The sequence below is a fragment of the Kitasatospora sp. NPDC001664 genome (assembly GCF_053596675.1).
This window is the reverse complement of record NZ_JBSFGS010000001.1, coordinates 140046-154676: the sequence shown is the minus strand read 5'-3', so window position 1 is coordinate 154676 and position 14631 is coordinate 140046. Positions and strand designations below refer to the sequence as shown.

The 14631-nt window shown below is 74.9% G+C and carries 10 protein-coding genes; 5 read left to right on the top strand and 5 right to left on the bottom strand.

What is annotated here, in order from left to right:
- Positions 1-3: 3 nt before the first annotated feature.
- Positions 4-429, bottom strand: a complete 426-nt coding sequence (locus ACWCYY_RS00810) for a roadblock/LC7 domain-containing protein (RefSeq protein ID WP_345283233.1) — start codon at positions 427-429, stop codon at positions 4-6.
- Positions 426-3332: a nitrate- and nitrite sensing domain-containing protein gene (locus tag ACWCYY_RS00805; RefSeq protein ID WP_449794674.1), complete on the bottom strand. Its 2907-nt coding sequence runs from the start codon at positions 3330-3332 to the stop codon at positions 426-428. The genes ACWCYY_RS00810 and ACWCYY_RS00805 overlap by 4 nt, the downstream gene beginning before the upstream one ends.
- Before the next feature lie 332 nt (positions 3333-3664).
- On the opposite strand from ACWCYY_RS00805, the gene ACWCYY_RS00800 reads away from it, so the two are divergent.
- Both ACWCYY_RS00800 and ACWCYY_RS00795 read left to right on the top strand, forming a co-directional pair.
- Positions 3665-5473 carry an AMP-dependent synthetase/ligase gene (locus tag ACWCYY_RS00800; protein WP_345289060.1) on the top strand — a complete coding sequence of 603 codons (1809 nt, stop codon included), beginning with the start codon at positions 3665-3667 and terminating at the stop codon, positions 5471-5473.
- A 244-nt stretch (positions 5474-5717) separates the two neighbouring features.
- Entirely contained in the window at positions 5718-6845 is a 1128-nt protein-coding gene (locus tag ACWCYY_RS00795; protein WP_449794673.1) for a polysaccharide deacetylase family protein, read from the top strand.
- A gap of 85 nt (positions 6846-6930) precedes the next feature.
- Here the strand turns inward: ACWCYY_RS00795 and ACWCYY_RS00790 are convergent, their stop codons facing one another.
- The 3 genes from ACWCYY_RS00790 to ACWCYY_RS00780 all read right to left on the bottom strand — a co-directional run bounded on the left by ACWCYY_RS00790 (position 6931) and on the right by ACWCYY_RS00780 (position 9562).
- On the bottom strand, positions 6931-7689 hold the full coding sequence (locus ACWCYY_RS00790; protein WP_449794841.1) for an SGNH/GDSL hydrolase family protein: 759 nt from the start codon (positions 7687-7689) through the stop codon (positions 6931-6933).
- A 228-nt stretch (positions 7690-7917) separates the two neighbouring features.
- Positions 7918-8514, bottom strand: a complete 597-nt coding sequence (locus ACWCYY_RS00785) for a hypothetical protein (RefSeq protein ID WP_449794672.1) — start codon at positions 8512-8514, stop codon at positions 7918-7920.
- A gap of 157 nt (positions 8515-8671) precedes the next feature.
- Positions 8672-9562 (bottom strand): hypothetical protein, encoded by an 891-nt coding sequence (locus tag ACWCYY_RS00780; RefSeq protein WP_449794671.1) that lies wholly within the window; start codon positions 9560-9562, stop codon positions 8672-8674.
- Between the two features lie 159 nt (positions 9563-9721).
- Between ACWCYY_RS00780 and ACWCYY_RS00775 the strand changes: the two genes are divergently transcribed.
- From ACWCYY_RS00775 to ACWCYY_RS00765, 3 genes are all read left to right on the top strand, one after another.
- Positions 9722-10051, top strand: coding sequence for a hypothetical protein (locus tag ACWCYY_RS00775; protein ID WP_345289065.1), 330 nt, complete (start codon positions 9722-9724; stop codon positions 10049-10051).
- A 94-nt stretch (positions 10052-10145) separates the two neighbouring features.
- Positions 10146-11315 carry an exonuclease SbcCD subunit D gene (locus ACWCYY_RS00770; RefSeq protein WP_449794670.1) on the top strand — a complete coding sequence of 390 codons (1170 nt, stop codon included), beginning with the start codon at positions 10146-10148 and terminating at the stop codon, positions 11313-11315.
- Positions 11312-14491, top strand: a complete 3180-nt coding sequence (locus ACWCYY_RS00765; protein ID WP_449794669.1) for an AAA family ATPase — start codon at positions 11312-11314, stop codon at positions 14489-14491. Before ACWCYY_RS00770 ends, ACWCYY_RS00765 begins: the two co-directional genes overlap by 4 nt.
- The last annotated feature ends 140 nt before the right edge of the window (positions 14492-14631 follow it).

Sequence of the window (14631 nt, the reverse complement as noted above, 5' to 3'; positions counted from 1 at the left end):
CGGTCATCTCCCCGGCGGCGGAACGGCGGAATCGGTGCGCGGCTCGGCGGACAGGTGCTCGCCGACCCGCTTGACCAGCAGGGCCATCTCGTACGCGATCTGGCCCACGTCGGACTCGGCCTCGCTCAGCACCGCCAGGCAACTGCCGTCGCCCGCCGCGGTGATGAAGAGGAAGGCCTCGTCCAGCTCGACCATGGTCTGGCGGACACCACCGACCTGGAAGTGCCGCCCGGCGCCCTTCGCCAGGCTGTGGAAGCCGGCCGCGACGGCGGCCAGGTGCTCGGCGTCCTCGCGGCCGAGGCCCTGCGAGGCGCCGGTGGCCAGGCCGTCGCTGGAGAGGATCACCGCATGCCGCAGCGCCGCGACCCGCCCCACCAGATCGTCCAGCAGCCAGTTCAGCTCTCCCGACGGCTGTGCCGTAGCGGTCATGATCGGTTTCCTTCCGTTGGTGCAGGCTGTGCGGGCCGTACGTGTTGTGCGTGTTGCTCGGGCTGTGCGGGTTGAGCAGGTGTCACGGAGCCGGTGGGCCCGGCCGGGAGGGCCTGGGGCCGTGGCGGGGACGCCAGTTCGGCGCGTCGGCCGCCCGGGGCCACCGCGAACGGCAGCCCGGTCGAGGGTACGGCGGGAGGCGGCACGACGGTACCGCCGGGAGTGCCGGGCACCGGGTCCGGGACGACGGTGAGCGAGGCGGGCTGGAGCCGGTCGCCCCGGCCGCGCTGGTAGCCGCGCTGGAAGGAGGCGAAGGCCGAGCGGGCCTCCTCCGGCGAGCGCTCGCGCGAGCTCTGCTCCGGCTCGGGGGCCGCCTCCTTCAACTGTGGTGCCAGGTTGGCCTGCCGGACCCGCCGGGGAAGCAGACCGCCGGCCGGTGCGGCAACGGGCCGTGCGGCGGCGGGAGGTGCGGCGGCGGGAGGTGCGGCTGCGGGCGGTGCGCCGAGCGGGGACGGCCCGGGCACCGGGGACGGCGCGGAGCCGTCCTCGCGGGGGCTGTCCGCGCGGCGGTGCCGACCGGTGCCGACCGAGTCGGCGGGGACCAGGACCGGGCCGCCGCCGGGGGCACCGGGGGTGGCGGGGCCACCGGAGCGCCGCCGGGGCAGGCCGCCGGGGGTGCGGGCCGGGTCGGCGGCCGAGGGGCGGGGGCCGCCGGCCGCACGGCCGTTGGCGCGGGCGAGCTCCTCGGCGGCCTGGCCGCGGCGGCGACCGTTGCCGCCCTCCGGCCCTCCGGTGTCCTCCGGGGACGGGTCCGGGACCGCGACCAGGTCGGGGCGGCCGAACGCGGCGGGCGCGGCAGCGGGCGGCGCGGTGGACGGGGTGGCGGCGGGCGAGGGGACCGCGGCCAGGTCCGGGCGGCCCGGGGTCGGCGCGGGGGCCTGGCGGGGGGCTGCGGTCGGCTCGGCCAGCAGGTCGGGTGCCTCGGCCAGCAGTTCGCGCGGGATCAGCACGATCGCCGTGGTGCCGCCGTACGGCGAGGGCCGCAGGTGCACCCGGATGCCGTGCCGCCGGGCCAGCCGGCTGACCACGAAGAGGCCCAGCCGGTCGGTGTCGGCGAGGTCGAACTCCTGCTCCACCGCCAGGCGTTGGTTGATCTCGGCGAGCGCGGTCTCGCTCAGGCCGAGGCCCCGGTCGTCGATCTCCAGCGAGAAGCCGTGCGCGACCACCTCGCCCTGCACCGTGACCTGGGCGTGCGGCGGCGAGTACACCGCGGCGTTCTCCACCAGCTCGGCGATCAGGTGGGTGACGTCGGCGACCGCGCTGCCGAGCAGTCCGGTACCGGGGAACGGACGGACGATCACCCGGGCGTAGTCCTCGACCTCGCCGACGGCGGCGCGGACCACGTCCACCATCCTGACCGGCTTGCGCCAGGCCCGGCCCGGCGAGCCGCCGGAGAGGATGATCAGGCCCTCCGCGTGGCGGCGCATGCGGGTGGTGAGGTGGTCGAGGCGGAACAGGTCCTCCAGCTCGGCCGGGTCCTCGGTGCGGCGCTCCATGGTGTCCAGCAGGGTGAGCTGACGGTGCAGCAGCACCTGGCTCCGGCGGGCCAGGTTCACGAAGACGGCGGAGACGCCGCGGCGCAGCTCGGCCTGCTCGACGGCGGCCTCCACGGCCACCCGCTGCACCTGGTTGAAGGCGCGGCCGACCTCGCCGATCTCGGCCGGGCCGAACTCCAGCTCGGGCGCCTCGGCCGCGATGTTCACCGGCTCGCCGCGCCGCAGCTTGAGCATCACGGCGGGCAGGCGGGTGCCGGAGAGTTCGAGTGCGGAGTTGCGCAGGCCGATCAGCTCGCGGGCCAGGCCCCGGCCGATCCGGTAGGAGATGACCACCGAGGCGACCACCGCGATCAGGCCGATCAGACCGGCGATGCCGCCGCGCACCAGCTGGTTCACCGCGTACGAGCGGGCCCGGGCGCCGATCTCGCCGACCAGCCGGGTGTTGAGGGTGGCCAGCTCCTCCAGACCCTTCTCGGCCGGGCCGTTCCAGGAGACCGGCGGGATGCCGAGCACGGCCTGGCGCGGGTCCGGCGAGCCGAGGAAGAGGCCCTCGGACTCGGCCAGCGCCGAGAGGCTGTTGCCGTTGCGGACGGCGAGGTAGTCGACCCGGTCCTGCTCGTCCAACTCGGGGATGTAGACGGTGAACAGCGCCTGCTCGTTGTGGAGGGCGTCCTTGGCCACCTGGTACATCGCGGGGGTGGGCTCGGGCCGGTCCTTCGGGCTGGCCTCCTTGAGGTCCAGCATCAGCCGCAGTGCCCGGATGCCGGTCTCGCCCTGGGAGAGGTACTCACGGGCCCGCACCAGCTCCGTCAGGACCATTCCCTGGCGGGGCAGTTGGCCGGTCTGCCGGCTGACGAAGGCGGAGCGGAAGGAGAAGACCGGCAGCACCAGCTTGCTGTACTCGGTGACCACCACGTCCCAGTCCTTGAGGCGCTGGTCCACCACGTCGCGCAACGGGGCAAGGCCGTCGGCCGCCGTGAGCATCTCGGTCAGCCGGAGCCGCTGCACCGCGTCGAGCTTCCCCTTGTCGGAGGAGTCGGCCTGGTAGCGCAGCAGTTGCAGCGAGCGGTCGGTGATCGTCCGGGCCTGGAGGTAGCGCTCCTGGAGCTCCTTGTCCCGCGGGTCGGCCAGCCGGAGCACCGCGGCCCGGCGCTCGTTCTGCACGTCGCGGGCGTACTGGTCGGTGGGGGTGCCGAAGGTCCGGTACGCGGTGGAGACGTCCAGCTGGGCCCAGACGTCGCCGGTGGTCACCATCGTCGCGTACACCCACAGACCGGTGAGGGCGACGATGGGCACCAAGAGCAGCGCGATCATCTTCGCGCGGATCGAGCTGCTGCGCAGACGCATGGAGTCCTCGGTGCAGGGAGGGGGTGCGGGAGGCCAGTCATGGACACGGAAAGGAGTGTTCGGGCACGTCCTCTGCCCGAGATCTGCGTCACCTTACTACTCCCTGACCACTCGTTCGAAGGGTCGAATGGCCAGCCGGAACCAAACGGTGATGTTCCTCCCGGTTTCTGACACTTGCACAGGTCTGTCCTGCCGGGCGCGACACCGGCACGTGCCAAGAGTGCCTGACGGTGCGGCAGCTCTGGGCAGGGCCGCGACGATCCGGTAGCTTCGCCGCATGCCGCGCCGGGGCGGCGGGCCCGGCCCACGGGCCGGGGCGGACGGGGGTGGCCTTGCGGCAGTTCAGCGGACCGGCGGCCCCTCCCCCGGCGGTCGGTGGACTGGCGGACTCGCTGTACGACACCGCCGACCGGACGCCCGGACTGGTGCAGCTGGCCCTTCCCGGGCCGGACGGCTGGCGTCCGCTCTCCGCGCTGCGCTTCCGCGACGAGGTGCTGGCGCTGGCCAAGGGACTGCTGGGCCACGGGGTGCGCTACGGCGACCGGGTCGCGGTGATGTCCGGCACCCGGTACGAGTGGACCCTCTTCGACTACGCGCTCTGGTCCGTCGGCGCCGTCCCCGTGCCGGTCTACCCGACCTCGGCCCCCGAGCAGGTGCGCTGGATCCTGGCCGAGACCCAGGCGGTGGCCTGCGTGGTGGAGCACGAGGACCACGCCATGACGGTCGGCGCGGTCTGCGACGCGCTGCCCGGGCTGACCGCGATCTGGCAGCTGGACCAGGACTGCGTGGCCGAGCTCTCCCGGGACGGCCGCGGCCTGCCCGACTCCCTGGTGCACCGTCAGCGCCTCGGCGTCACCCCGGACTCGGTGGCCACCGTCATCTACACCTCCGGCACCACCGGCCGCCCCAAGGGCTGCATGCTCACCCACGGGAACCTGGCCGCCGAGGCGGACGCGCTGCTGACCGGCTGGGCCCAGGTGCTGGCCGAGGGCGGCGGGCAGCCGGCCACCCTGCTGATGCTGCCGATGGCGCACGTCTACGGCCGGGTGGTGCAGATCGCGGCGGTGCGCGGCGGCATCCGGCTGGGCCACCACGCCGAGCTGACCACCGACTCGCTGCTCCCCGCGCTGGCCTCCTTCCGGCCCACCTTCCTGCACCTGGTGCCGTACGTGCTGGAGAAGGTGGCGCAGCGGGCCCGGCAGGCCGCCGAGGAGGCCGGGCGCGGCGAACTCTTCGAGCAGGCCCGGCAGGTGGCCGTGGAGTGGGCCGCCGCCCGGGAGCAGCGGGCCTTCTCCACCGGCCCCGGCCCCGGCCCCGCCCTGCGGCTGCGGCACGCCGGGTACGACCGGCTGGCCTACCAGCGGCTGCGGGCCGTCTTCGGCGGCCGGGCCCGGGCCCTGATGTGCGGCGGCTCCCACCTCGGCCGCGAGCTGGGCCTGTTCTTCACCGGGGCCGGGATGACCGTCTACGAGGGCTACGGCCTGACCGAGACCGGCGCCGCGATCACCGCCAACCCGCCGGGCCGCACCAAGGCCGGCACGGTCGGCCGGCCGCTGCCCGGGGCCGAGGTGGCGATCGGCCCGGACGGCGAGGTCTGGGTGGCCGGCCCCACGGTCTTCGCCGGCTACCTCAACCACGCCGAACCGGCCGTCCACGGCGGCTGGTTCGCCACCGGGGACCTGGGCGCGCTGGACCGCGACGGCTACCTGACCATCACCGGCCGGAAGAAGGAGCTGATCGTCACCAGCAGCGGCAAGAACCTGGCGCCCGGGCTGCTGGAGGAGCGCGTCCGGGCCCATCCGCTGATCTCGCAGTGCCTGGTGGTCGGCGACAACCGCCCCTACGTGGCCGCCCTGCTGACCCTCGACCCGCTGGCCCTGGCGCACTGGCTGAAGGCCAACGGCCGGGCCCAGCTCGATCCTTGGGCGGTGCTGGCGGACGAGGCGCTGCACGCCGAGGTGCAGCGCGGCATCGCCGCCGCCAACTCCACCGTCTCCCGGGCCGAGTCGATCCGCGCCTTCCGGCTGCTGCCGCGGGAGTTCACCGTGGCGGAGGGCCTGCTGACGCCCTCGCTGAAGCTGCGCCGCTCGGCCATCCTGGCCCACTGGGCGGACGACGTCGAGGAGTTGTACACGGGCTGACGGCCGTGACGCTTCCGTTTCCGGGAGGTGGACGAACCGTGGTGACGGGATGCCGGGGGCATGATCGGGCAAGCCGGGGCAAGGTGCCCCCGCCGGGCCCGCGCACCCTTGACGGGCCGTCTGGTCCAGTCCAATGTGGGGCCCCGGCCGGTACCCAGGCCCGGCCCGGACGTGCGGCGGGCCGTCCCCTCTTCCCCGCCCCTCCGGGGAGTGCAGCGTCCTTCCCCCACACAGGAGTTCACTCGTGCACACCTCTCTGCGCCGGATCGCCTGCGCCACCGTCGGCGCCCTCACGGTCCTCGGCGCCGCCGGGCCCACCGCCGCGCACGCCGAGACCGCTCCGGCCGTCAACCTGGCCACCAACCCGGGCTTCGAGACCACCACCCTGCCGCTGGCCGACTGGGGCACGATCCCGGGCTGGCAGTGCGTCCCGGGCGAGGCGTTCATCCGCGACACGGCGGCCCGCACCGGCGCAGCCGGCCTCACCGTGACCCCGGCGAACGACCACAGCAACGGCGAGTGCGCCCAGACCGTGGCCGTGCGCCCCAACACGACCTACAGCTACTCGGCCTGGGTGCGCGGCAACTACGTCTTCCTCGGCGCCACCGGCACCGGCAACGACGTCGCCCCGTCCTGGACCGAGACCACCAACGGCGGCTGGCAGAAGCTCACCACCCGCTTCACCACCGGCCCGAACGCCTCCACCGTCCGCCTCTACCTGCACGGCTGGTACGAGCAGGGCGCCTTCTCCGCCGACGACGTGGAGCTCAGCGGCCCGGCCGTCGACCCGGCCTGGGCCACCTGGAACGTGCCCTACCCGGCCGCCGTCCAGGACAAGAAGGTCTTCTTCACCGTGGACGACGGCTGGCAGCGCACCCCCGACGTGGTGAACTTCGTCGAGGCCAACAAGCTGCCCGTCACCGCCTTCCCGCTGCCGATGCCGGTCGGCTTCGAGCCGGACTTCTTCAAGCGGGTCACCTCGGCCGGCACCGGCGGCTCGGTGGAGGTGCACAGCGTCTCCCACCGCGACCTCACCACCCTGCCGCTCGCCGAGCAGCAGGCCGAGATCTGCACCGCCCGGGACGCCGTGGCTCAGCGGTACGGCACCGCCCCCAAGGTCTTCCGCCCGCCGTACTTCGCCTTCAACGCCGACACCCTGCAGGCCGCCGCCAACTGCGGCCTGCGCACCGTGATGACCGCCACCGCGGACTACAGCTGGGGCGCCTCCACCAGCTACCGCGGCGGCCTCCAGGCCGGTGACGTGGTGATCTTCCACTTCTCCGACACGCTGGCCACCGACCTCCAGCGCGCCCTGGCGGACGTCACCGCGGCCGGTCTGACCGTCGGCGGCCTGCGCTCCTACCTGCCCTGACGATCCCTCACGCCGCAGAGCCCGTACCCCCCGCCGCCCGCGTCTCGGGGCAGGGGGTACGGGCTCACGCCGTCTACCGGACGGCTCACACGCCGCCGGAGAAGGCCGGCAGGTAGCCGCCGGACTGGCCGGACGCCTTCGGGTGGTAGCTCTCGTCCACCGGGAGCACGGTGGAGTTCAGCCAGGTGGCGCCGGAGCCGCAGATCTCGTGGGTGGTGAACAGGCCCCGGACGTCGCGGTAGGTGAAGCCCGCGTTGGCCGCCCGCTTGGAGATCACGTCGTCCAGCAGGTCCGCCGCGCTGTTGATGGCGGCCCGCTTGGTGTCGCCGATGCCGAAGACGCAGTCGCCGCCGACCTTGTAGAGGCGCGGGTAGCCGATCACCACCACCTTGGCGCTCGGCGCCTTGCTGCGGATCTGCGCGTACACCTGGTCGAGCTTGCCGGGCAGCGTGTTGGTCGCGTACGCCTTCGCGTTGTCGACCGCCGTCAGGCAGGCGCTCTCGGAGTTGAGCACGCAGGTCTGCATGGTGCTGGCGAAGCCGGCGTCGTTGCCGCCGATGGTGATCGACACCAGCGTGGTGGTCGAGTTGAGGGTGCCGAGCTGGTTGGCCAGCACGTCACCGGTTCTCGCCCCCGAACAGGCCAGGAAGGAGAACGAGGCGGGCGCGTTGGCGTTCTTCCACAGGTACGGGTACGCGTTGGTGCTCCGCTTGCAGCTACCGCTCTCGCTGGTGTAGCTGCCCGCCCCCACCCCTGCGGAGTAGGAGTCGCCGAGGGCGACGTAGCGGGCCCCGGCGGCGTGGGCCGCGGGGGCGACGACGAGGGTGGTCAGGGTGAGCAGCATCGCCGAGAGGGCGACGGAGACAGCACGGACTGGACGCACGGGCACCTCCACTGGAGTGACACAGGTCACGTGACGCGGGTCACATTTTTGATACCAGGGAGTAGCTACGCCGGATAGTGGCCATGCCAAAGTTGTTGCGAGGATTAGCCCGTGTGACACCGTCAGTCCGACGCGGTGTCAGTTCCCGCTCATCCCCGAGCGGCTCGCGGCCGGCTCCGGCTCCGGGTCTCAGCCGAGGACCGCGCCGTCCGCCGGGAGCTCCTCGATGGTCTCGTTGGCGGCCGCGGGTATGCCCAGCCGCCGGACGGCCACCTCCACCGCCGCGCGCGCCTGCCGCAGGCCCGGCCCGCCCCAGCCGAGCAGCTCCACCGCCAGCCCCGGCGCCACCAGCAGACGGCGGTAGTGTCGCCCCGAGGCCGGGTCGGGAGCCGTCGGCCCGACGGCGTGCAGCGGGGCCGCCATCCGGACCCGGGCGCACTCGTGGCCGCCGTTGGCCGAGCCGATCCGGTCGTAGAGGTAGCCCAGGTAGTGCGCGGTGCCGATCACGGCCTGCGCCTCCTCCCCCGCCTCCCGGGCCAGCGCCAGCGCCGGATCCCCCGCGTCCTCCGGCTCCAGCGAACCGCCCGGCAGGCTGACCACCCCGTCGCGCGGGTTCACCAGCGTCAGCACCCGGCCGTCGGGCACGAACAGCCAGCCCCAGGACTGCTTCACCGGCAGCCCCTGCGGCACCGGCTCGCCCGGACGCCAGGGCCACCCCGCCGTGGGGCGGCGGCGGACGCGGCCGAGCAGCTCGGCGATCTCCGCGCTGTACTCGATGCTGCCCATGCGTCCCCCTCCCTCGGTCTCGGGTGCCGGCGGCGATTCGGAGTCGATGCCTCCGACTGTTGATCTTCCCCGAACATTCGGTCGATGAACAGTCCTGGCCGCCGCCCGGGGCACGGCAGTCCGCCCGGGGTTCAGCTCCCGGCCACCCCCGGGACGGTCACGGCATCGGCAGCGGGAAGCCGGGGCACCCCAGTACCCCGCCCTCCCCCACCGGCAGCTCGGGCCCCAGCACCCCGGCCCCGGCCGCCCCCAGCTCCAGCACCGCGCCGGTCTCCGCCGCCGTCATCGGCCGCAGCCAGCCGTCCACCAGCACCCACCCGTGCACCGCGCCGTCCGCCCGGTACAGCATCAACTCCCCCGAGCCGCACCCCGCCACCGCCGCCGCCAGCGTGACGCAGAACGCCTCCACCTCCCGCCCCACCCCGTCCGGCAGCCCCTCCCGCACCACCAGCCCGGCCACCGCCGTCAGCTCCTCGCCGTCCAACAGCCCCAGCGAACGGAGCGTCAGCCGGTGCCGCCCGTCCCCCGCGCCCTCGGCCAGCGCCAGCACCACCTCCGACACGTACCCCAGCACCGCCGCCACCCGCTCCTGCGGGCTCGACTCCCACCCCACCGCCGCCAGCAGCGCGGCGCACCCGATCGAGATCCGCACCCGCGCCCGGTGATCCTCCGTCAGCACCGGCAGCAGCTCCGCCAGCCCCTCCCCCGCGTAGGCGAACGGCTCGCCGGCCAGCTCCGGATCGGCCGCGTACGCCACCTCCGCCACCGGATCCGCCGGGTCCAGCAGGTGCTCCGCGCAGAAGTCCTCGAAGTCCACCGGCTCCAGCACCCGCAGGTGCACGTCCACCCCCGTCCCCCGCAGCGCCCGCAGCCGGCCCTCCGTGCACCGCAGGTACGCCCCGAAGTCCACCCCCTCGAACAGCCCGCACCGCCGCAGCCGCGCGTACGCCGCCGCGTCCGTCGCCACCGCCAGGGCGACCGTCTGCCGCACCTCCCCGCAGGCCCGCCGCCCCGCCGTCCGCCGCCGCGCCCCGTACTTCCTGGCCATGCAGATCCCCTCCCAGGGTCGAACCGCCGACCCCCGACGGGTGCCGACGACCGAAACGTACACACGGTCACCGACAGAACACATGGAGCAACCGTCCGAACGAGGCCCTTCCCGCCCGGTAGATTCCAGCGGGTCGAGCGGATCACGGGGGAGAGCACCATGAGCTGGTACGTGCTGGTCGAGCAGAGCGAATCCTTGGGAGGCGACAACACCTGGGTCCTGACGCAGAAGGTCGCGGTGGAGGGTGACCGCGACGCGGCCGTCGCCCGGGCCGAGGAACTGTGCCGGACGGTCGGCTCGCGCGAGAAGGACGGCCGTCTGGTCTTCCGGAGGTCTCCGACCAGCTGGCTGGTGGAGCTCAGCTACGAGTACTGGGACGAGCGGGCCCGGGTGTCCACGCGCCACCTCCAGGTCAGCGTGGCGGAGCTGGTTCTCTCCGAAAAGGCTCCGCCGGCCGAGAAGCCGAAGAAGTTCTGGCAGCGCGGCTGAGCCGGAGGCGGGCACGGGATTCCCGGGTTGTCGGCGCGAGCTGGGATACTCGGGGACGGTCCTGGTGAGTGCGAGACGTGTGGGGGTTGGGTACGTGCGACTGCTGCACACCTCGGACTGGCACCTCGGGAGGTCGTTCCACCGGGAGAACCTGATCGCCGCGCAGCGCGGCTTCCTGGAGCACCTGGTGGAGGTGGTCGAGGAGCGCGGGGTCGAGGCGGTGCTGGTCGCCGGGGACGTGTACGACCGGGCGCTGCCGGGGCTGGACGCGGTGGAGCTGTTCGACGAGGTGCTGCACCGGCTCGCGGAGCTGGGCGTGCCGACGGTCTTCATCAGCGGGAACCACGACTCGGCCCGCCGGCTCGGCGTGGCCTCCGGGCTGATCGACCGGGCCGGGATCCACCTGCGGACCGACCCCGGCGGAGTGGCCGAGCCGGTGGTGCTGGCCGACGAGCACGGGCCGGTGGCGGTCTACGGTCTGCCGTACCTGGAGCCGGCGCTGACCAGGGAGCGGTTCGGGCTGGCCAAGGGCGGGCACGAGCAGGTGCTGGCGGCGGCGATGGGCCGGGTCCGGGAGGACCTGACGGGGCGGCCGGAGGGGACCAGGGCCGTGGTGCTGGCGCACGCCTTCGTGGCCGGCGGCGAGGCCAGCGACAGCGAGCGGGACATCACGGTGGGCGGCATCGCGGCGGTGCCCTCGGCGGTCTTCGACGGGGCGCACTACGTGGCCCTCGGCCATCTGCACGGCTGCCAGACCATCGCCCCGCACCTGCGCTACAGCGGCTCGCCGCTCGCCTACTCCTTCTCCGAGACCACCCACCGCAAGAGCATGTGGCTGGTCGACCTGGCCGCCGACGGCTCGGTGGAGGCCGAGCGGGTGTACACCCCCGTGCCCCGCCCGCTGGCCCAACTGCGCGGCAGGCTCGACGAGTTGCTCGAGGACGAGAAGTACGGGAAGCACACCGGCTCCTGGGTGCAGGCCACCCTGACCGATCCGGCCCGCCCGGCGAAGCCGATGGAGCAGCTGCGCACCCGCTTCCCGCACACCCTCCAACTGCTCTTCGACCCCGAGCCGGTGGAGGGTGAGCGGCCCGAGTCCTACGCCTCGCGGGTCAGCGGCCGGACCGACCAGGAGGTGGCCGAGGGCTTCGTCCGGCACGTCCGGCCCGGTACCGAGGCCGACCCCGCCGAACGGGACTGGCTCCGCCAGGCCTTCGAAGAGGTCCGCCAACTCGACCAGCAGAAGCAGGAGTTGCCCCGATGAGGCTGCACCGGCTGCGGATCACCGCGTTCGGCCCGTTCGCCGCCACGGAGCAGGTGGACTTCGACGAGCTCGGCGCCTCCGGCCTGTTCCTGCTGCGCGGCGCCACCGGCGCGGGCAAGAGCAGCGTGCTGGACGCGGTCTGCTTCGCCCTCTACGGCGAGGTGCCCGGCGCCCGCAAGGGCAACCCGCTGCGCAGCGACCACGCCGAGCCCGGCCTGCTCACCGAGGTCGAGGTCGAACTCACCCTGGGCGGGCAGCGGTTGAAGGTGGTGCGGCGGCCCGAGCAGCTGCGCCCCAAGAAGCGCGGCACCGGCATGACGCCGGAGAAGCCGGAGACCCTGCTCAGCGAGTGGGTGCCGGACGCCGGGGAGGGCGCACCGGGCTGGCGGGCCGTCAGCCGCTCGCACCAGGAGGCCGGGGAGCAGATCCACCGGCTGATCGGGATGAGCCGCGACCAGTTCTGCCAGGTGGTGCTGCTGCCGCAGGGCGACTTCGCCCGCTTCCTGCGGGGCGACGCCAACGAGCGGGCCAAGCTGCTCCGGCAGCTCTTCGACACCGGCCGCTTCGAGCAGGTGGAGCGCTGGCTCACCGAGCAGAAGACCCGCCAGGAGGCCGTGGTCCGGACCGACCGTCAGCAGCTGCACGCGCTGGCCACCCGGGCCGAGCAGGCCGCCGGGCCGTCCGCCGAGCCGCTCACCGCCTGGGTCCCGGAGTCGGCCGGGCCGGCGGCCTTCCTCGGCTGGGCCGCCCTGCTGCGCACCGACGCGGCGGAGCGCTCGACGGTGGCCTCGCTGGCCCTGGCCGGGGCGGAGCAGGCGCACGAGCGGGCCCGGGCCCGGCTCCGTACGACCCAGGAACTGGCGGAGCGTCAGCAGCGGCACGCCGAGGCCGTCCGGGCCGCGGAGCAGTCGGCGCTCGGCGCCGAGGCCCACCAGCGGGACGCCGACCGGCTCGCCGTCGCCCAGCAGGCCGCCACCGTCGAGCCCGTCCTGCGGCATCACGCCACCGCCGCGACCGCCCTGGCCACCGCCGAGGCGGCCGAGCACCGCGCCCGCACGGCCCTCGCCGAGCAGGCCCCGGCCGGGGCGGACGGCCCCACCGGGCCGGCCGTGGCCGGGGAAGGCCATCCCATCGAGGAAGGCGACCCCACCGGGCAGGACCGCGTCGCGCCCACCCCGGCCGGAGCCGACCTTCCCGTCGGCGCCGAGGCCGCGGCGGTCCGCGCCGCCACCGACGCGCGGACCCCGCTCCACCGGGCCGGGGCCGAGCGCCTCGCCGAGGCGGAGCGCGGCCTGCGCGCCGACCTCGGCCGCCTCGACGCCGCCCGGGCCGACGAACGCCGCCTCCCCGAGGCCCTGCGCGAGGCCGAGCGGACCAACCACCAGCTGGGCCTCGCGCAGGAGGCCGCGGACGACGCCGCCGACTGGCTGCTGGACTTCGACACCCGCCTCAAGGAGCTCCAGGAGCAGCAGGCCGCCGCCCGGGCCGCCGAGGCCCGGGTCGAGCAGCTGGACGCCCGCCGCGCGGAGCTCCGCGCCCGGCTGACCGCCGCCGCCGAGCGGGACCGCCTCCGGGGCCGGATCACCACCGCCGAGGGCGAGTTGGCCACCCTGCGCGAGCGGGCCGGTGACGCCCGGGAGCACACCCTCGACCTGCGGGAGCGCCGCCTCGCCGGGATGGCAGCCGAGCTGGCGGCCCAGCTGGCCGACGGCGCGCCGTGCCGGGTCTGCGGAGCGACCGCGCACCCCGCCCCCGCGCAGCCGACCGGAGCGCCGGTCGGCCAGGCCGACGAGGAGCGGGCCCGGGCCGCGCAGCAGCGGGCCGAGCAGCACCGGGACACCGCCGCCCAGGAGCTGGCCGCGCTCCGGGTGGCCGAGGCGGCGGCCGCCGCCACCGCCGGCGAGGACTCCGCCGGGCAGCTGGCCGACGCGCTCACCGAGGCCGACGCCGCGCTGCGCCGCACCCTCGCGGAGGCCGACGCGCTCGGGCAACTCCAGCGTCAGGCCGAGCAGTTGACCCATCAGCAGCAGGCCCGCCAGGCCGAGCAGGAGCAGGCTCGGATCCGCGCCGCCGCCCTCACCAGCAAGCTGCAGACCCTCGCCGAGGAGCGGGAGCGGCTCACCGCGCGGGTCGCCGACGCCCGGGGCGGCGCCCCCAGCGTCGCCGCGCGGGCCGCCGCCCTGGCCACACTGGCCGACGCGGTGGCCGCCGCCCTGGCCGCCACCCGCGCCCGGGCCGAGGCGGCGGCCCGACTCGCGGACGCCGGGGCCGAGTTGGGCGAGGTCAGCGCCTCGGCCGGGTTCGCCTCCCCCGCCGAGGCCCGGGCCGCGCTGCTGCCCACCGCCGAGCGGGAGGCGCTGCGGGCCCGGGTGGAGCGGGCCCGCGCCGACCGCGAACTGATCGAACACCGCCTGGCCCAGCCGGAGTTGGTGGCCGCTGCGGCCCTTCCTCCGGCCGATCCGGCCGCCGCCCGGCAGGAGGAGCAGCAGACCCTCACCCGGCTCCGGGCCGCCTCCGCCGCCGACAGCGCCGCCGCCGACCGGGTCACCGCCCTGGCCGGGCTCGGGCGTCGACTGACCGCGCTGGTCGAGGCCCTCGGCCCCACCCTGACCCGGTACGAGCAGATCAAGCGGCTGGCCGAACTGGCCTCCGGCACCTCAACCGAGAACGTGCTCCGGATGCGCCTGGAGTCCTACGTGCTGGCGGCCCGGCTGGAGCAGGTCGCGGCCGCCGCCAGCGGACGGCTGCTGCGGATGTCCGGCGGCCGCTACACCCTGGTCCACAGCGACGGCCGCGCCTCCGGCAACCGCCGCTCCGGCCTCTCCCTCCGGGTCGTCGACGCCTGGACCGGCCAGGACCGGGACACCTCCACCCTCTCCGGCGGCGAGAGCTTCTTCGCCTCGCTGGCCCTGGCCCTCGGCCTGGCCGACGTGGTCACCGACGAGTCGGGCGGCATGCCACTGGACACGCTCTTCATCGACGAGGGCTTCGGCAGCCTGGACGAGCAGACCCTGGAGGAGGTGCTCGACGTGCTGGACGGGCTGCGCGAACGCGACCGCGCCGTCGGCATCGTCAGCCACGTGGCCGACCTGCGCTCCCGCATCCCGGCCCAGCTCCTGGTCCACAAGGGCCGCCACGGCTCCACCCTGCGCCTCACCACCCGCGAGCGCCCCTGACGGCTCTGCCCACGCCCCCACCCCCGCCGCCACTCCTACTCGACCCGCACGGAACCGAGGATCCCCACCCACGCCTCCGTCCCCACTCCTGTCGCCACACCCCACGGAACCGAAGATCACTCCGTACGCGTCCCCCTCCG